The organism is Nostoc sp. XA010 (assembly GCF_020829625.1).
Lineage (GTDB): Bacteria > Cyanobacteriota > Cyanobacteriia > Cyanobacteriales > Nostocaceae > Nostoc.
This window is the reverse complement of sequence record NZ_JAIVFX010000001.1, coordinates 465,109-484,262: the sequence shown is the minus strand read 5'-3', so window position 1 is coordinate 484,262 and position 19,154 is coordinate 465,109. Positions and strand designations below refer to the sequence as shown.

The 19,154-nt window shown below is 42.3% G+C and carries 17 protein-coding genes; 2 read left to right on the top strand and 15 right to left on the bottom strand.

All coding sequences use genetic code 11. From position 1 onward, the window contains the following. Positions 1-50: 50 nt before the first annotated feature. The 3 genes from LC608_RS02165 to LC608_RS02155 are packed head-to-tail and all read right to left on the bottom strand — an operon-like array spanning position 51 to position 1,700. Positions 51-296: a hypothetical protein gene (locus LC608_RS02165; protein WP_229551946.1), complete on the bottom strand. Its 246-nt coding sequence runs from the start codon at positions 294-296 to the stop codon at positions 51-53. A 35-nt stretch (positions 297-331) separates the two neighbouring features. Further along, positions 332-577 carry an HNH endonuclease gene (locus LC608_RS02160; RefSeq protein ID WP_190942101.1) on the bottom strand — a complete coding sequence of 82 codons (246 nt, stop codon included), beginning with the start codon at positions 575-577 and terminating at the stop codon, positions 332-334. Between the two features lie 7 nt (positions 578-584). Next, complete coding sequence (locus tag LC608_RS02155; protein WP_374108355.1) at positions 585-1,700, bottom strand: Gfo/Idh/MocA family protein; 1,116 nt, start codon at positions 1,698-1,700, stop codon at positions 585-587. Positions 1,701-2,245: 545 nt separating this feature from the next. Here LC608_RS02155 and LC608_RS02150 point away from each other — a divergent pair. Next, the gene (locus tag LC608_RS02150) at positions 2,246-3,754 is read left to right on the top strand and encodes a BamA/TamA family outer membrane protein (RefSeq protein WP_229551945.1); all 1,509 of its coding nucleotides are present in this window, start codon (positions 2,246-2,248) and stop codon (positions 3,752-3,754) included. Between the two features lie 645 nt (positions 3,755-4,399). Here the strand turns inward: LC608_RS02150 and LC608_RS02145 are convergent. The 6 genes from LC608_RS02145 to LC608_RS02120 form a co-directional block, all read right to left on the bottom strand. Further along, the gene (locus tag LC608_RS02145; protein WP_229551944.1) at positions 4,400-5,488 is read right to left on the bottom strand and encodes a cell wall metabolism sensor histidine kinase WalK; all 1,089 of its coding nucleotides are present in this window, start codon (positions 5,486-5,488) and stop codon (positions 4,400-4,402) included. A gap of 5 nt (positions 5,489-5,493) precedes the next feature. Continuing rightward, positions 5,494-6,204, bottom strand: coding sequence for a response regulator transcription factor (locus LC608_RS02140; RefSeq protein WP_109008176.1), 711 nt, complete (start codon positions 6,202-6,204; stop codon positions 5,494-5,496). Positions 6,205-6,415: 211 nt separating this feature from the next. Next, positions 6,416-7,111: an NYN domain-containing protein gene (locus tag LC608_RS02135; RefSeq protein WP_229551943.1), complete on the bottom strand. Its 696-nt coding sequence runs from the start codon at positions 7,109-7,111 to the stop codon at positions 6,416-6,418. Between the two features lie 482 nt (positions 7,112-7,593). Then, a complete protein-coding gene (locus tag LC608_RS02130; RefSeq protein ID WP_229551942.1) occupies positions 7,594-8,673 on the bottom strand; it encodes a fatty acid desaturase in 1,080 nt (359 codons plus the stop codon). 218 nt (positions 8,674-8,891) lie between these two features. Beyond that, complete coding sequence (locus LC608_RS02125) at positions 8,892-9,944, bottom strand: fatty acid desaturase (protein ID WP_229551941.1); 1,053 nt, start codon at positions 9,942-9,944, stop codon at positions 8,892-8,894. A 216-nt stretch (positions 9,945-10,160) separates the two neighbouring features. Then, positions 10,161-10,982 (bottom strand): acyl-CoA desaturase, encoded by an 822-nt coding sequence (locus LC608_RS02120; RefSeq protein WP_229551940.1) that lies wholly within the window; start codon positions 10,980-10,982, stop codon positions 10,161-10,163. 91 nt (positions 10,983-11,073) lie between these two features. Between LC608_RS02120 and LC608_RS02115 the strand changes: the two genes are divergently transcribed. Continuing rightward, positions 11,074-12,315 carry a methionine gamma-lyase family protein gene (locus LC608_RS02115; RefSeq protein WP_229551939.1) on the top strand — a complete coding sequence of 414 codons (1,242 nt, stop codon included), beginning with the start codon at positions 11,074-11,076 and terminating at the stop codon, positions 12,313-12,315. Positions 12,316-12,951: 636 nt separating this feature from the next. On the opposite strand, the gene LC608_RS02110 is transcribed toward LC608_RS02115, so the two are convergent. The 6 genes from LC608_RS02110 to LC608_RS02085 form a co-directional block, all read right to left on the bottom strand. Next, positions 12,952-14,145 (bottom strand): NAD(P)H-quinone oxidoreductase subunit H, encoded by a 1,194-nt coding sequence (locus LC608_RS02110; RefSeq protein WP_229551938.1) that lies wholly within the window; start codon positions 14,143-14,145, stop codon positions 12,952-12,954. 183 nt (positions 14,146-14,328) lie between these two features. Then, positions 14,329-15,243 (bottom strand): AraC family transcriptional regulator, encoded by a 915-nt coding sequence (locus tag LC608_RS02105; protein ID WP_229551937.1) that lies wholly within the window; start codon positions 15,241-15,243, stop codon positions 14,329-14,331. 160 nt (positions 15,244-15,403) lie between these two features. Then, entirely contained in the window at positions 15,404-16,327 is a 924-nt protein-coding gene (locus LC608_RS02100) for a manganese catalase family protein (protein ID WP_229551936.1), read from the bottom strand. A gap of 608 nt (positions 16,328-16,935) precedes the next feature. Further along, positions 16,936-17,277 (bottom strand): cupin domain-containing protein, encoded by a 342-nt coding sequence (locus LC608_RS02095; protein ID WP_229551935.1) that lies wholly within the window; start codon positions 17,275-17,277, stop codon positions 16,936-16,938. A gap of 138 nt (positions 17,278-17,415) precedes the next feature. Beyond that, positions 17,416-18,585: a zinc-dependent alcohol dehydrogenase gene (locus LC608_RS02090; RefSeq protein ID WP_229551934.1), complete on the bottom strand. Its 1,170-nt coding sequence runs from the start codon at positions 18,583-18,585 to the stop codon at positions 17,416-17,418. Positions 18,586-18,747: 162 nt separating this feature from the next. Beyond that, positions 18,748-19,134: a hypothetical protein gene (locus LC608_RS02085; protein ID WP_229551933.1), complete on the bottom strand. Its 387-nt coding sequence runs from the start codon at positions 19,132-19,134 to the stop codon at positions 18,748-18,750. Positions 19,135-19,154 lie beyond the last annotated feature (20 nt).

Sequence of the window (19,154 nt, the reverse complement as noted above, 5' to 3'; positions counted from 1 at the left end):
ATTTCACACAGAGAGAAGGGGAAAAATTTCCCCTTTTATTTTGATTTCCTTTACTTCATCTGAGAGCGATCGCAATGGTAGGGATAAAGCCACTCACACCTGAAGAGTCCGTGAGTATGTTTCTCAAAAAATGTTCCTGCATGACGTTTACGTGATATATCGATCCCAGCTTTAGTTTTCATCTCATATAACCAAGGAAAGGCTACTACTAAAATAGCTATGGCAGTGAAGAGGTAGAAAATTGTAGTTTTAATGTTGAGGAATTTCCGGGAATTGCTATTGTGATTTTGATGCATAGAAATGAAAAACGAATAGCCCATACTATCGTAACTTAAAGTTGAAAATATCGCCGGAAACGTGGATCAATATTATCAGTTTTCTGCTGATTGCAGGTAAAGCAGAGAGTTTGTAAATTGCTGATATCGTTTTGACCGCCACGCGCGAGGGGAATAATATGGTCGATACTGAGGTTAGTTTCTCCAGTAGTTTTACCGCAGCTTTGGCATTGGTATTTGTCACGTTGAAAAACATATTTCTTGACTTCCGGCGGGATACGAATGCGGGGAGTTTTGCTCATTTTATTTCTAGTTGATAAGAAATTCTTCCAAGCTTGGAACATCTACCCAACTTGATTTTTGATGCGATTCATGAGATAAATCCATCAACAACTGAGAATAAATTCCTTCTCGCAGCGATGGTGTAATTTCCTGATTGTGGTCAATTCCTTGTACCCATTGGTCTACTACGCGGATAAATGCCGAAATGCGCCCATCAGCATAATTTTTCGGAAAAAGTAACCGATTCGGTATTTCTATTTCCGTTAGGGGTTTACCTACCTGCGAACCCCAAACACGAAAACCATGTATGTAATCCTTTTGATTTTCACTACCCACAATTAATGTACCGCGATCGCCATATACTTCTACCCAATGGGTTCTTGATGCATGAACCACTGCACTGATAGAGAGTTGGCAAGGTGTACCATCTGCTAATTCCAGCGTCAATATACAGTTGTCATCTGTATCCACTGGTTTGGATTCCCCACTAACAGGGTCAACTCGTGTAGGAATAGCAGTAGTTAAATGGGCGTTTAATCTACGGACTGGGCCGAATAACCAGTGAATATAATCGAAAGCGTGGGAACCCAAAGATCCCAATGCACCGCCTCCTTTCTCCTTATCAGAATACCAATTCCAAGGGCGTGAAGTATCAGCACGAGAAGAACCCAACCAATCAATTTTAATTAGGCGCAACTCACCCACATAATCTTCTGACAATAATTCAGCAAACAACTGCCATCCTGGTACAAAGCGAAATTCAAAGTCTACAGATGCAATAACGCTTTTTTCTTTAGCTAACCGATAAAGTTCTTTAGCCTCAACTGCATTTAAAGTTGTCGGTTTTTCTAGTAATAAATGTTTCCCAGCTTGCAATACAGTTTTTGCCATTTCATAATGCAAAAATGGTGGTGTAGAGATGCTAACTGCTTGCACTTCTGGCAATGCCACAATATCTGCCAGTGAGTCGGAGGCATGGGGGATATTATGGGATTCTGCTATAGCTTTAGCTTTATTTATATCTCGGTGATAAACAGCAACTACCTCAGTTTGAGGATGTGCTTGGAATCCAGGAATGTGGACTTTTTGACCAAATCCAGTGCCTGCGATCGCAATCCCAATCATATCATTATTTACTCTCATACTTGTATAATTTACTATTCACTTAATAATATCATTTTGTCTATCATATCTAATATATCCGAGTCTTTCCTTGTATCAAACTTTCTAGCGAATAGCTTTTCCTATTGCCTGATTTTTTCAAAATCCTTTTAATATGTTGTCAAACCTGTAGATATCAATTCCCAGAGGTCAACTATCTACGCATTTATTGTTTAGGATTTTCTTTCGTTGTTTTTTATTCGTAAGTGGATTTAGTAGATAATTATCCATTGTAATTATATATAAAAAAGCCAAATAAGAGCTTAAAACCTGAGTATTTGTCTTTCATAATATTCGGGAATAAGTTCTATTTTCCAGACTATACCTTTTTCTGGTAGCAGCGCAACTTCTAAACCTTTGAGGACTTTATCAACTTGAGCAATCGCAGAAAACAGTCTGACAGTTTATACTAAGTACTGGCGCAAACAAGCGAATTTTGGGATACCCAATAGCAAGGTTCATATAGAACTTACGCACAAGACATCCGCTCGACGTGGTAAACTTAATAACACTAACGAATTTTCAATATGCGAGTTCAAATAACTGTAATTGCGATCGCAGTAATGTTAGTGGGTGGGAAAAATCTAGAGGCCCTTGCAGACTCGCAATCTTCTACTCAGGATGAATCTAGTGGTATTGCTACCCCGGAAGCTACGATCCATATAGGAGAGTATGCCAAATATGGTAATTATATAGGAGCAACTTCAGGACATAACCAAACTCTTGAATTTTCCCAAAAAGTTGTCAAAGACATCCAAATTCGTTTTGTTAATGACAAAGGTGAGTTGCTTGATGATAAAGGTCAGCCAATCAAAGGGCGGACTCAGACAGATTTTATCATTAGTCTGCTGAGGCTCAAACCTGGTCAGGTATTCCGTGAAGATTTACTTCAAACAGACTTGCAACGATTGAGGAGATTAGAGTCATTTAATCAAGTAAACGTTGATCGAGAAGAAGATGCTTCTAGTATTAAAATTATCTACAAAATCAAAGAGCGTGGCTTCCCTTCTCTAATCTTAGGAGGCGGAAATAACGATGATGTTGGGCTATACGGGCGAGTGGGTTACAGAGATGCAAATATTAGCGGTCTTAACGATAAATTAGATACAACTGTGCAGTTGAGCAGTGAAGATATCCAGTTTGATGGTCAATTCACTAGTCGTTATCGTCCTGGAGAACCAAACCGCTTAGGCTATAGCATTAGAGGTTTTCGTAGTCGAAATATATCAGGAACCTTCAACGAAGATATCAGATTGTCTAACGGCAACAAAGTGCGAGAGGGAAGGTTTGGTGGCTCTGTGAGACTTTTAGGAGCTTTTGATGAGTGGGATACATCAGTGGCTCTCAACTATACTCGGATTAGCCTACGCGATCTAGAATATAACGTTGTACAAGTGGATAGATTAGGGAGTCCCCTATCTGTGAGCGGTACTGGCATTGATGATCTATTTACAGTATCATTTGCTGTATCCAGAGATCAACGCGATCGCCGAGACAATCCCACTCAAGGATCAATCCTCACCCTTAGCACAGAACAAGCGATTCCCATTGGACTGGGTAATATTTCCAGCAACCGCCTACAGGGAGACTATATTCAGTATTTACCAGTCAGTTGGATAGGGAATGGTCGGCTAACTGACAATCCAGAAATGTTGGCGATTAATTTACAAATTGGTACGACTATTGGAGACTTTCCACCAGCTGATGCTTTTAATATTGGTGGGCTAGATTCTGTCAGAGGTTACGGTTATGGTAAAGTTGCAAGTGGTCGCAGTTATGGTTTAGCTTCTGTTGAATATCGTTTTCCAATTTTACAGTCAATCGGAGGAGTTCTCTTTACTGACCTCGCCTCAGATTTCGGGTCTAGCGAAACCGTATTAGGAGAACCAGGAGTGCTGCGAGATAAACCTGGAAGTGGCTTTGGTTACGGATTAGGATTGCGATTCAAGTCATCTTTTGGGCTGATTCGAGGCGACTTAGGAATTAGCAACCAAGGAGAAGTTAGATTTGAAGTTACCACAGGTCAGCGATTTTAATCGCATTAGTTTTTACTTTGCGTTCGCTTCAATTCTTTCATCATTTTGACCACAGTAATTACTAGATTAGTTATGCGTTAAGGTAATACCATTGAGACTCGAATTGTAAGTGGAATTCATTCCGTTATAAACGTTAGAATCTTGGTCAGTCACAGCAGCAGGAGTAGTACTAATGTTTGTCCAAGTCTTACTCAAGCTGAGTCTCTGCCATAAATCGCTGTAGGTTCCGCTCGTAAATGTATTCAAGTTATCTTTTAATTCCAGCCCCAGTTCAATGTATTAAGCTGTATCATTAAGCTGCGTTATTGATGGTCAGTGCTTGATAACCATTGATATATAGACATTGAACCAAGAGCCGTAAATTTATTGCTTAATTTTGGCAATCGCTCTTTAAGCTTGAATAGCAAGAGATTGTTATTTGGTCAGTCTTGGGAACGATTTTGAGGGAATAGGTAGGCGATCGCAGCATAACCCGAAGCACTGACTAAACTAACCAAAAAAGCAGCCAAAATAAAAGTAGACATAATATTATACTCTATGCACTTCCAAAATCTCAGCATTCATCAAAAAACAAAGACTTTGGATACTTTCAAATTAGCAATTGGGTATGACACAGCAGTGACTACATTGTGTCAATCCTTTATCTCAAGCTAAAGGCAGAAAAAACCGAAACGTACTGCCAACTCCCAACTCGCTTTCTATCTGAATCTGACCGCCTTGTAGTTCAATCAAACGACGGGAAATAGTTAAGCCAATACCAGTACCTCCCGAATGGCGATCGCGCGACTGATCGGCTCGCCAGAAGCGCTCAAATACATGGGGCAAGTTTTCTGGAGCGATACCAATACCTGTATCCATAACCGCAATCCAGAGTTGAGATGCTTCAGTTCCAGCACGAATGGTAATTGAACCTTCATTCGTGTAACGCACCGCATTACCCAGCAAATTAACCAACACCTGTTCTGTGCGGTCAATATCTGCCAATACAGGAGGTAGCACAGATGGACATTGCAATACCAGAACTGGCCCATCCTCCAACAGCTGGTCGGTGAATTTCTCCACTAATGACTCTAACAACGGACGCAGATTTACCCGTTGTATATTAATTGGCAAATAACCAGCTTCTGCTTTAGACAGTTCTTGTAAATCATTCACCAACCGCTCTAAGCGCCTAGTTTCTTTAGCTAAACGCCGATAAATTTCAGGAGACGCTTCAATTTCCCCATCAGCCAGTTCTTCCAAGTAACCGCGCACCACTGTTAACGGTGTCCGTAATTCATGGGTCATGTCTCCAATCACTTCTCGCCGCCGCGCTTCTACCCCTTCTAAACTGGCTGCCATCCGGTTGAAACTAGTACCCAATCCATTAAGTTCTGGAATGTCAGACATCGGTAGTCGTGCATCCATCTGACCAGCAGCAAATTTTTGGGTGATTTGTTCCATCTCGGTCAACCGCCGCATAATCCTTCTAGACACCCAGTAACTCAATCCTCCGGCGGCGGTGGTGCCGACTAAAACTGACCAAATAGTGCTTCGCTGCCAAGCAAATTCAAATCCTGTAACCAATTCAGTACGGATATTGATTAAGTCAAACCCCCGATTTTCTAATCGTTCCAAATGCAAGACAAACAACCGAGGGGAAGAGATTTTGCTGATGCTCACCAGACTAGCTACCCCCACAAGCATTACTACTAAGTGGGAGAGAAATAGGCGCTCTCTCAGCCCCATTTTCATAAGATTTACCCTACCAGAGGATCTTCAAATTTATAGCCCACCCCAACAACAGTTTTAATAAAAGTAGGATTTGCCGAATCAGGCTCAATCTTTTTTCGCAACCGAGCTACATGAGTATCTACCACTCGTTCATCACCAAAAAAGTTATCTCCCCAAAGTTTATCAATTAGTTGAGTGCGATTCCAAACTCGACCAGGATTGCTGACAAAGGTAGTTAGCAAGTTAAATTCTAGGGTCGTTAAGTCCAAAACTTCAACTTCTTGAGAATCCATCTGACGACTGGCAGTGCGCTGGTCTACATCGACAATAAAGTGTTGGGTACGATTGACTTGATGCTGTCCCCCTTGGCGGAGGCTACGCCGCAATAGTGCCCGCACCCTAGCTACTAACTCTCTGGGGCTAAAGGGTTTTACCATGTAATCATCAGCACCAGTAGACAGACCAATGACGCGATCGATTTCCTCACCCTTAGCCGTGAGCATTAAAATGTAAGGATCTTTTGCACCTGGTTTCTGGCGAATTCTGGCACAAACTTCCAACCCATCCAAACCAGGAATCATTAAATCTAGAATGATTAAATCAGGTGGTTGCTCTTGAAACATTCGCAAAGCATTCATGCCATCGCGGCTAGTGCGGCAAAAAAATCCTTCTTTTTCTAAAGAGAGTTCAATTAAATGAGCAATTTCTGGTTCATCTTCAACAATTAAAATATCCATTTCAATTAGGGCCAAGCAAAATACGCAAATAGAACTGGAAACTAGTGGTTTATCGCATTAGTTATGAGATATGAAAAACTTCGTAGTAATGCCAAGCTGTACTAAGAAATCTGACGATTATGGATGGGGATTAAAACCCCACCCAAGCTGATAAAACTTTTACAGGCTTCCAATAACTCAGTATAGATTTCGATAAATTTGAAATACAGTTTTAAAGGTTTGAATTTGAGGGCGTGCGATAACTATAGCCAACATTAGAATCTTTTTGAATATGTATCTTAATACTATCAAGATCAATAAAGCAATCAGCAACATCAATCAAGCTTTCACTAGTGGTATTTTGTAGACTCACTACTTCTACCCGAACCCCCATTCTGCTGACGGCGTTCACAGCGTATGCCAGATCCCCATCGCCACTGACTAAAACCGCAGTATCATAATAAGGAGCTAAGGTTATCATGTCTACAGCAATTTCTACGTTCAGATTTGATTTTTTGAAATTTTCTGCTGGTTGCGCGATATCTTTAGCTACTACACGATAGCCATTACGACGCATCCACAATAAAAAACCCTGTTGCTTTTCATTAGTGACATCAATCCCAGTATAAAAGAAAGCACGTAATAGTCTTGAACCGTTAGTTAAATGACAAAGCAATTTAACGTAGTCAATTTCTATACCGAGTTGTAACGCTGTATGAAATAGGCTTAAGCCATCAATAAAAATAGCAACTCGACCACGATTCAAGTTATTTAAAATCGAACTATCGGGTGCTGTATCTTCCGTCTTGGTATCTTTAGTTTTGACAGGAGCATCGCTCAAATTTTGCCCTTGCCAATGTGGTTTAGCTTTGAGTACTTTAGGTTCCTTAAATTCATTTCTTTGTTTGCTAAAATTAGTTATAATCATTGATACCTCTGATTTTAAATTTGGAAAGAGTTTTGGGTAAATTGTCTATACTATATAGTCTAGTCTGTACTGATTTATAACCCTAGTAGGTAATGGTCTTAAGTCACTACATTTAGATAAACTTAACTCGTGTCTCTGCACAAGCAAGAAAGAGTGCCTAGCGCAAAGGTTCCGATATGCCCAAGAATCAGCGAACGTCATTTATCTATATTTTATTTTACAGCTAGGAAGTTGAAATTTACCGCAGGCTAAGGATGCTCAAATACTCCCAGAGTTAGAATCACTAATAATGTAATATGCGATGCCTGCGGCGGGCTACGCCAACGCCCCTGAAAAAGTAAGTTTTAGTAAAGTATTTAAGTAATTTTTAATACAAGTTTTCTAAAATATCTAAATCAGGCAGTACTAAATGGTCAAGTCAGAAAGCATTGACGAAAATACAAGATTCCCGACTTCATTTAAAGAAGCCGGGAATCTGAGTCTTAGTCTTTAGCTAGCTTATTGCTGGATGTGTAGTAAACCTTACTACCAGTATCAGGGACAAAATGGCAGTTGATGCATGAATTCCATACTGACTTCCAAATTGGTTCTTCTGATTTATGGAAATATTCACCCATCACTGGTTTTATTGCCTCAGTAGCCTTCAGCAAATTGTAATGAGGGATGTTAAGGAATATATGGTGAGCAACATGAGTACCGATATCGTGATGGATATGATTAACCAAACCATAATCACGGTCAATACTAGAAATTGCGCCTTTTAGGAAAGTCCAATCTTCTCCACGATACCAGGGAAGCTCTGGCTCAGTGTGGTGCAAGAAGGTCACCAAATCTAGCCAAACTATGAACACAAGGTAAGGCACAGCGTAATATTTCAGCAACCACATCCAACCCCATTGGTAGGTGAGGAAACCTAGCAAACCTACCATGCCAATCAAAAGTACAGTACTAGTTATTACATCCCATTTTTCCGATGGTTTGAAAAGCGAACTGCTGGGCAAAAAGTGGGAGCCTTCCTTATTAGGAGAACGCTTAAACAAATACACAGGATAAGCCAAGAGAAAAACATAATATCTGCCTATCTTTTGGGCTAAAGGCATCTCCTTATATTGTGATTCGCTTACAGGATACCAGCTTTCATCATTATCGATATTGCCAGTATTTTTGTGATGAGTTCTGTGACTAATCCGCCAACCATGATAAGGAACAAGTATTGGCGTGTGAGAAAGATGTCCAATCAAATCATTGAGCCATTTATGTTTAGAAAAAGATTGGTGTCCGCAGTCATGGCCGACTACAAACAAAGCCCAAAACATCGTTCCTTGCATTAGCCAGAAAATCGGAAAGAATAGCCAAGAATCCAGGTAGGAAGCAACTGCATAAAGCAGACCGATAATCAGGATGTCACGGAAAAAGTAAAAAAGCGATTTTGTCACATTAGGCTGAAAGCATTCAGCAGGAATTGCAGCTTTTAAATCCTGAAGAGTGAAAGGTAATTTAGTCGTATCCTCAGACGTTTCACTGCTAAGAGGATTGTTGAAGCTGATGGTATCTAATTGCACTGGATTCTTTTGTTGAATAGAAATCGGAACTTTATTTGAGACAAAATTATCCCATCTCTAGGATGCCCACGAAACTAGCGATCGCTAACACACAAGAGGATAATTTCTGGCAATTTGCCTAACGATTTTAGTCAGTAAAAAATTGCCAGATTCTATTTAAACACAGCATTATAAACGCTCTCGTTGGTTCAAGAGCGTGAATGTAATTACAATGCTATTTATTGCTGTGTGTAATGTTCGTTGAAAGTCTTATAGCCAACATCAGTTGTGTATAGTTGACATTGGTCTGTAATCTGCTTCATTAAAGGCCAAGAAAACTGACACTCATCATGCAGATAAGGCTCCCAATTTTCTTTGATGCTGCTGTAAGCTAGCCGCAAATTATAAGAAGGAATCGCAGTGGAAATATGATGAGGGACATGAACATTGATATCGTGGCACAGAATTTCTACCCAGCGCGGATAATCGCAATGAATAGTGCCAAATAACTGTGCTAAAGCCTCGTTCCACTTGTTGGCTGTCGCAAAAGGAACATCTGCGGCAGTATGGTGAACAATAGTAAAAGTACTCATCCAAAAGTGGTAAATCATCCAGGGCACTAGCCAAAACTTGACAAATCCCCAGATACCAGTTGTGGCGATCAGAATCGGGAAAGTGATCGCTGCAAACACAACTACTACAGCCACAGAAAGCTTGATACTTGATTGGTCTTTCGTTTTGAAGTTCCGCCAATCAAAATGCACCACAGCCCAATGACCAATGGAACCTACCCACCAGAGGCGTTTACGCATGAACAGCTTAAAAGCAGACTGCCGGGTTGTATCCCAATTTTCAAACACTTCTGGTCTGATTGGATGCCAAGCGTTGTCCTCATCCAGCTTGTTGGTATGAGTATGGTGATAATTATGCTTAATGCGCCAACTGTGAAAAGGGTAAATCAACGGCATCATGAAGAAGTGCCCCACCAAATCATTTACCCAACGACGTTTGGCAAAAGACCTGTGACCACAATCATGGCCAATTACAAAAAAACCTGTTAAAGCAGTGCCTGTAAAAATCCAAGCTAGGGGCAAGAGGAACCAAGGAGTAACGATCAGGCTGTAGTAGCCCAAGGCAACCGCCAAGACACTGAGCAGTACTTGTGTCCAAGCTTTGCGACGGTTCTGCTGAAAACATTCCCGTGGCAGGGTTTTGACAATATCTTTGAGCCTAAAGTCGGAATTACCAGGCTCGTCACTTAGTTTCTGGCTATTAATTATTGATGTAGTCATGAACACCTAAAAAACAACAAACTCCCCCACCAAGTCACTAAAAAAGTGGCTTGCCGCAAAATTTCTTAATATTAGCGCTTCGGATTATAGCAATCTAACCGACACAAGCGCACCAGTAAATAGCTTTTTGAAAAGTTAGGAGTCAGAAATGATGAGTTATGAGTTAAAAAAGATACATATCCTTACTCTTAACTTCTAATTTCTAACTCCTAACTCCTAACTAACTTTTGTTGGGGCCAACTTCACATTAGTAGCCAGACCAACTGCTTGTAGCAATTGAACAGTCATCCAAGTTAAATCGATTTCCCACCATTCCAGCCCATGACGAGCTGAGTATTGAAAAGCATGATGGTTATTATGCCACCCTTCACCGAAAACTAGTACGGCTACCCACCAGCAATTAGTCGATTTATCCCCAGAATCATAGCTCCGATAGCCAAATTTATGAGTAGCGCTGTTCACCAACCAAGTGCAGTGATAAACCCAGACAATGCGAACAAAAATTCCCCAAATAACAAAGGGCCAGCCACCCAGAAGCAAAAGCAATGCGCCTAGAGCAACTTGGATCAAAATGAAATATTTTTCTAAAAACTGATAAACTGGGTCTTCGGCAATGTCTTTGGTGAAACGAGGAACATCAGCGTGAGCGGGACAATAATGAATCAGCCAATCCATGTGGCTCCACCAAAAGCCTTTATTAGAGTCATGGGGATCAGCGTCAGTATCAGAGTTTAGATGATGAATGCGATGTGTCCCGATCCACTCAATTGGACCTCCTTGACACGAGAGTGTCCCAAAGAAAACCAAAAGATACTCTAGCCACTTGGGAGTTTGAAAACTGCGGTGGGTGACAAGGCGATGAAATCCTAGAGTAACGCCTAAGCCGCCAGTTACCCAGTACAGCAAGAAACCCACACCAACTGCCGTCCAGCTAAAATTGCCAGGAACAAAGGCAAATAAAGCGCCGATATGCAGTCCAATGAAAAACAGGGTATTAACCCAGTTAATTTGAGGTTTGGTTGAAGTAGCAATTGTCATGCAGTAACCTGAATTTGAATTTTCCAGCCTAGTGTGCGCGATTTTAAAATCCGCATATCTATAAATTTAATTTTTTTTGAACGAGGAACTGATGAACAGCTTAGAGCAGCTGCGGCAAGCAGAACAGGCACTATTAGAAATTTTTTCTGGAATTGACACTCAGGTCAAGCATAATCTAAAACGAGTGCTGAATGCTTTTCGTAATCACCGTGTGGGCGCACACCATTTTGCTGGTGTAAGTGGCTATGGTCACGATGATTTAGGACGAGAAACTTTAGATAAAGTTTTTGCCGAAGTTATGGGCGCTGAAGCTGCGGCCGTGCGGGTGCAGTTCGTTTCGGGAACTCATGCGATCGCTTGTGCTTTGTTTGGTGTTCTCCGTCCTGGAGATGAAATGTTAGCAGTGGTCGGTTCTCCCTACGATACACTTGAAGAAGTCATTGGTTTACGAGGTCAAGGTCAAGGCTCTCTTATCGAGTTTGGCATAAATTACCGCCAATTGGAGCTAACCTCAGAAGGAACTATAGATTGGCAAGCTTTAAGTACTAGTGTGGATGAAAACACTCGTTTAGTGTTAATTCAGCGTTCTTGTGGCTATTCTTGGCGTCCTAGTTTATCAATTGCCGATATTGAAAAAATCGTCCACTTAGTCAAACAGCAAAACCCAAATACAGTTTGCTTTGTAGATAACTGCTACGGCGAATTTATTGAAACAAAAGAACCTACAGCCGTTGGTGCTGATTTAATGGCGGGGTCATTGATTAAAAATCCTGGTGGTACCATTGTCAGCGCTGGCGGTTATGTCGCTGGTCGCGCCGACTTAGTGGAAGCATCGGCCTGTCGCCTCACTGCTCCCGGTATCGGTAGTTATGGCGGCGCTACTTTTGACCAAAATCGCCTGCTGTTCCAAGGCTTATTTCTCGCTCCGCAAATGGTAGGAGAGGCGATGAAAGGGACATACTTAACTGGTTATGTATTTGATAAACTCGGTTATCCAGTGAATCCCGCACCTCTGGCTCCTCGTGGGGATGTAATTCAGGCAATCAAACTCGGTTCTGCCGAAAAGCTAATTGCTTTCTGTAAGGCGATACAAGAGCATTCTCCTATAGGTTCCTATCTTGACCCTGTTCCAGATGAAATGCCGGGGTATGAGAGCAAAGTAGTCATGGCTGGGGGGACATTTATTGAAGGAAGCACCTTAGAATTATCGGCAGATGGGCCTTTACGTGAACCGTATGTGGTTTATTGCCAGGGCGGAACTCATTGGACTCATGTGGCGATCGCCTTAGAGGCTGCGATTAATGCAATAGGAAATGCTGGCACAGAATTATAGCATATTATTCCGCAGGGCATGAGCTTTGTTACAATAGGATTCGGATAAGATCCCCCCGCCTGCGGCGACCCCCTTAAAAAGCAGGGCCGATTCATTCCCTAAAAGGCGCTGATTTACAAGCGTTTCAAGCAAAAAAACCAGGTGACTAAAAAATCTGATTGGGCAAGAAAATGGTGAACGCACTTAAATTTGCTGGTTGAGGTGGTAGTTTTTCTTTATCCCACTCAAGCAAATTTCTGACTCATACTCTTGACAAAATCCCTAAAAGATCGAATGAATCAGCCCTGCCTTAAAAAGGGGGTAAATAAAAGACAAAGCCCCCCAATTTATCGGAGGGTTGGGGGGATCTTCGAGAGCCAAATATCTTAATCGAATTGTATTGAGGTTTGTTGAAAAATTTAGTGAAAGGCGATGCCTACGGCTGGCTACGCCTACGCATTTGTTATTTCGGCGAACCCATTTGCTATTTCGGCGAACCCATTTGTTACTTCGGCGAACCCATTTGTTATTTCGGCGAACCCATTTGCTATTTCGGCGAACCCATTTGTTATTTCGGCGAACCCATTTGCTATTTCGGCGAACCCATTTGTTATTTCGGCGAACCCATTTGTTATTTCGGCGATCTCATTTGCTATACTACCGATCTACTGATCCCATGATGATATCGATACTACCCAATACTACAACTAGATCGGCAACCTTCACGCCGCGTAAGATTTTGGGTAATACTTGCAAGTTATTGAAATCGGCGGGACGAATTTTCCATCGCCAGGGGAAGACATGATCATCGCCAATTAGATAAATTCCCAATTCACCTTTACCACTTTCTACGCGAACGTAAATTTCCCCCTTGGGAATCTTAAAGGTGGGGGCAACTTTTTTGGCGATGTACTGGTAATCAAAGCCATCCCACTGAGATTTTTTCCCTGCTGTCATGCGCTTGGCTTCCAGGTTCTCAAAAGCACCGCCGGGAAGTTTTTTGAGGGCTTGGCGAATAATCTTTACCGATTCGCGCATTTCCCGAATTCTGACCAGGTAACGAGCATAACAATCGCCAGCAGTATCCCACTGCACTTCCCAGTCGAAATCGTCGTAACATTCATAATGGTCTACTTTTCGCAAATCCCATTTCACGCCAGAAGCGCGTAACATGGGGCCAGAAAGCCCCCAGTTGATGGCTTCTTCACGAGCGATCGCGCCAACACCTTGAACGCGACGGCGGAAGATGGGATTATTGGTAATTAAGCGCTCATACTCATCCACTTTCTGAACAAAGTAATCGCAGAAATCTTCGCACTTGTCTACCCAGCCATAAGGCAAATCTGCCGCCACGCCGCCAATGCGAAAGTAGTTATTGTTGACCATCCGATAACCTGTAGCGGCTTCCCACAAGTCATAAATCAACTCCCGTTCCCGGAAGATGTAGAAAAAGGGAGTTCCAGCACCCGTATCAAGTAAGAATGGGCCCAACCATAGCAGGTGATTAGCAATCCGGTTCAATTCCAGCATGATGACACGGATATAGCTAGCACGTTTCGGAACAGTAATATCAGCTAATTTTTCTGGGGCATTAACTGTAACCGCTTCGTTAAACATCCCAGCTGCATAGTCCCAGCGGCTAACATAGGGCACATACATTATATTGCTGCGGTTCTCAGCAATTTTTTCCATACCTCTATGCAGATAGCCAAGGACTGGCTCACAATCGACGACATCTTCACCATCCAGGGTGACAATCAATCTAAAACACCCATGCATAGAGGGATGGTGAGGTCCCATGTTGAGCAGCATGGGTTCAGTTTTAGTTTCAATCCTTCTACCGACGGTCATAATTAAATATTTCCCCTTTACCAAAGATTGAAAATGAGTGGCGATGCTTCGCTTTGATCAGGAATGATTTGAAGAAAAATTCTGACTTTTGACTTTTGACTTCCGCCTTGCGGTACTAGCCTCCATTATTGAAATCTTATGAACTGTAGTCTTGTAAATTTGTCCGATTTTGGGACATTTTTCCTATTTTTTATATTTTTGTTCCAGCATTTTAGGCGTAACTCCCATGAGACGCTTGAAGTGGCGATTGAGATGGCTTTGATCGACAAAACCAACTTGACTAGCAATCTCTGCAATGGAAAATTCTCTTTGAAGCAACAACTGTTTAGCTTTTTCAATCCGACAGCGAATAATATATTGATGTGGAGTCGCACCGGTAGATTGTTTAAACAGTTGTGAAAAGTAATGAGAACTCATTTGGACAACGGCTGCAAGTTCCTTTAAACTTAAGTCTTGAGCAAGATAAGTATTTATATAGTCAATCACTTGCTGCAACTTGTGTTTTGGTAGACCGCCTAAATATTCCCGCAATACAAGTTTCTGTGTACAGTAGTGCTGCAACAAATGAACTATTAGGGCATTAGCCATTGCTTCTGCATATAGGCGACTATCTGCACCATAATTTTCGAGGGCAGATTTGAGAGCTAGCCCAATTTGGTAAACCAGTGGATCGGGTGTGGCAAAATGTGGTAAAAGTTCAATGCGATCGGGATCAACTGATTCGTAAATTGCATGAGCGAAAACAGTTGGTTCAAATCCCAGAAGAATCACACCACCTGCTGTATCCCAACAGGCACGATGTCCTGTGTAAGCAGGGGCGACAACAATATTACCCTGAATTACTTGCTCACTTTGAAAGCGACCATCAAGCCTCCGTTCTGCCTGAATTGGTGTTGGCACTTCGGTAAAAATGGCAATACCATGCTGTTTAGACAAAACCTCTGGAGTCTCGCCAGCCGCCTGCCAGTCGTAAGCAAAATAGACATTATTCCAGTTTGCACTCAAACTGGTAAGAAGTGGCAACTGCGAAAAAATTCGCTTATACCCATCTTCCTTTTCTTTAGAGAAGTCAACAGATAAGGATTTCGTTTTTAGCATCGCTCTCACTGGTTCGACGTTCTTAATTTATCAAACTACCAAATCAGTGCTAGCTAGCTGATGCATCTTCATCAAAAATTCCCCCAACCCTCCTTTGTAAGGAGGATTGGGGGAGTCAAGCATTATTAGAACAGATGTGAATGCAACTCTATGCCAATGATTAATCACCGGTACCTGTTATACGGTCAATCAAAGAGGGTGCGCTCGAACCATCGCCTTGTGCCAGTGGCATTTTCGAGGTACCATGCAGTCGTGGATCGGGCACAGGAGGTTGCGGTTCTGGGCCTAGTGGTTGGGGATTTTCCACATACTCGAATTCGCCTTTGCCGTCCATTGAGGGGCCTTTTGCCCAACGACCTTCAGAGCTTTCTGTGCCTTCTGAGTGATTCCAGAACTGATAAGAAAACTCCCGTTTCTCCAATTCCAATGGGAAGGAACTGGGAACTGGTGTGGTTTCCAATCCAGAGCTTTCTAAATCCTCAATGGTTGCTAGCCACAAGTTTTGATGCATGGTATCACGAGCGATCATAAAACTCAAGGTATCTTTCACCCCTGGATCGTCTGTCATCTCATACAGTCGCACTGCTTGCAAACGTCCTTGACTTTCGGCGTGGAGATTAGACCGGAAATCTGCCAACAGGTTGCCACTGGAGACAATAAAGCGACCGTTCCAAGGATAGCCGACGCTATCAGATGGTGTTGCACCCAAACCAGACACAATGGCGTGTTGGGGGTTCATCGCCGCCGCCATAATTACATCTCGTGGGCTACTACCGCCCATCACAGCACCTACTACCGCATCTTTTGCACTTTCTTCTTGCATTTTGATCGGTGCTTTATCTAGAAGATGGGCAATCATCGTCGCCAGCATCTCAATATGACCGATTTCTTCAGTACCAACATCTAGCAGCATATCCCGGTACTTGGCAGGGCCTCGACAGTTCCAGCCTTGAAACAGATACTGCATCATCACGGTCATTTCACCAAAAGTCCCGCCAATGAGTTCTTGAATTTTCATTGCGTAAACTGCATCTGGCTTTTCTGGCGGCTTAAAATACTGAAGTTTCTTATTGTGATAAAACATTTGAATTCCTCGTTAATAAATGTCGTTTACACAAAATCAAACAGTTGCCAAACTTTTATCCGATTTTGCGTAGCCTCTTATTACTAGGAAACTAATCAAATGCTTTATCTTCATCAGCCTCTAGTCTGATAAAAAAAATACTTTTAAATAAGTATTCCGACTAGGGCTTTTTTCTTTATAGTTCTGTCTAGGAAAGGATTTCAAAAAGCTCTAGCTTCTTTCGAGAAAGGTATAACCAAAAGACAATAGGGGCGCACAGCTAGCTGTGCGCCCCTATGAAATACCTACATTTAAAAAGAGGCAAGGGAACAGGGAGCAGGGAGCAGGGGAGATAAAAAATAATGGGGATTCGGCACTTCTCTACGGGAGGCTGCGCCCTAAGCATAGATATGCCGCAGGCTTTACGACAGAGGTACGTGAGTAGCCCACCTGTTGCGTTAGCTTCTCGCTCTTTACAAGAACCACGCCCCCTCTTGTGGGCGACTCAGACCCATGTTCCCCCATTCATTCCACAGCAGGATGAGGTCATTTCCCCCTGCTCCCTGCCCCCTGCCCCTACTCCTACTCCCTGCCCCCTGCCTCTTGGTTGAAAACGGCTTGTTTATAATTTAATTTTCATCTCGCCCGTGAACTTGAGCGGGTGGACTGGTTGCCTCAACAGCAGTAAATGATTCTAAAATTTTATAGGTGTGGCTAGCTCCTTTTGGTACTACCCAAGAACTCCCAGACTCTAGTAGAATCGTTTGCCCTTCAATATGCAATTCTGCACGACCATTGATTACATAACCAACAGTTTCATATTCTCGTGCTGTTGGCTCTTTAGGTTCGTTAGGTTCCTCATTCTCCCACAGGCGCATGGAAATGGTTTTGCCAGATGCAAGATATTTCTGACCAAGTTGACCTTTAGGGGAATGGCTAGAGTCTACTTTGATAACGGTTGTATCAGACATATTTTTTGCCTCTTTATACTTTTAAACTTTGATTGTTTAATCAACCATCGAAGGTTAGATATTGGGTACTGAGGACTGGGGATTAGGCATTAGAGGGAAACTCTTTCCTATTCCCTATTTCCTATTCCCCATTCCCTACTAAGGTTTGAGTACAACTTTGATGCAGTTATCTTTCTTGTGCTTAAAAATTTCGTAGCCGTGGGGCGCTTGTTCTAGAGGTAAAGTATGGGTGATGATAAAGGTTGGATCAATGTCACCATTTTGGATGTGTTCTAGCAAAGGTTTTAGATACTTATGGACATGCGTTTGTCCCATTTTGAAAGTTAATCCCTTGTTCATGGCAGCACCCATCGGGATTTTATCTAAAAAGCCACCATACACACCCGCAATTGATACATGACCACCTTTAGCAGCAGATACTATTACTTGCCGTAATGCCGTCGGACGGTCTGTTTCGAGACGTACTGCTTGCTTTACCTGGTCATAGAACGCCATAAAATCTGTACCGTGTGCCTCCATTCCTACTGCATCTATGCAAGCATCGGGGCCACGACCGCCAGTCATTTCTTTGAGTGCTTCGCCTATATTCACTTCTTCGTAGTTGAGAACTTCTGCTTTGCCATATTCTTTAGCCATTTGCAGACGTTCGGGAACGCGGTCAAAGGCGATTACCCGTTCCGCGCCGAGCATATATGCACTTCTGATGGCGAACTGTCCAACTGGGCCACAACCCCAAACGGCGACAATATCACCGGGTTTGATGTTGCAATTCTCGGCTGCCATATAGCCAGTGGGGAAAACATCTGTTAAAAATAACACTTGCTCATCCGTTAAACCATCGGGAATTTTGAACAAGCCTACATCGGCAAAGGGGACTCTTGCATACTCTGCTTGACCACCAGCGTAACCGCCGAATAAATGAGAGTAGCCAAATAAACCTGCTGGCGAATGCCCCATTTGCTTTTCTACCAACCAAGCATTGGGGTTAGAGTTATCGCACAATGACCACAAATCCCGATTGCAGAAAAAGCAACTACCGCAAGATATAGTGAAAGGAACAACGACGCGATCGCCTAGGTTGACATTTTTAACTGCACTTCCAAGTTCTACGACTTCCCCCATGAATTCATGACCAAGGATATCGCCCTTTTGCATGGTGGGAATGTAGCCGTCATAAATATGCAAATCTGAACCACAAATTGCCGTGGAAGTTATTTTAACAATGGCATCGCGTGGATTGATAATTTTGGGGTCGGGAACTGTATCAACCCGCACATCGTTTGCTCCATGCCAGCAAACTGCTTTCATAATTATTTATTCCTTAAGTATTATTTCTGGCTCGTTAATATCAAGATAAACACTCGATTTAGCCTGACTTTGAGACGCGATAGTTATCGCGTCTCACTAAAGTTTCAAAGGTTGTTTTACAGCGTATGAGTCAAAAAGTTAGACTCAAAAATTGCTACGAGTCTAGACCCTATCTCTCAGTTCTTTGCTAGGAGGATTGTTATAATAACCTTCTTTGTGTCCAGCCAATGGCTTAACTGTTTCTTCAACTTTATTTTTTGTAGACTTCAAAAACTCTTTTGTAGATCGAGGAGTTTCTTCATCCAAGTTTAGCTTCTCGCGGATATTATCAGCAGCTTGTTTTAATCTATTACCAGTATTTTCTACCTGGGGACTATTTAGCTCTTCTGGTATTCCTTTATAATAAGTGCCTTCTGGAGTTTTAACATCAGCTTGTGCAACATTAACGTCACTAAAAGCCTGACCTAACAAAAACATAAATCCTACGAGAAAAACTACTACGATTTGGGAAATGCGAATATTCCGCAGCCAAGAAATTACTCGATTCATAAAAAACCTCAATTACATTA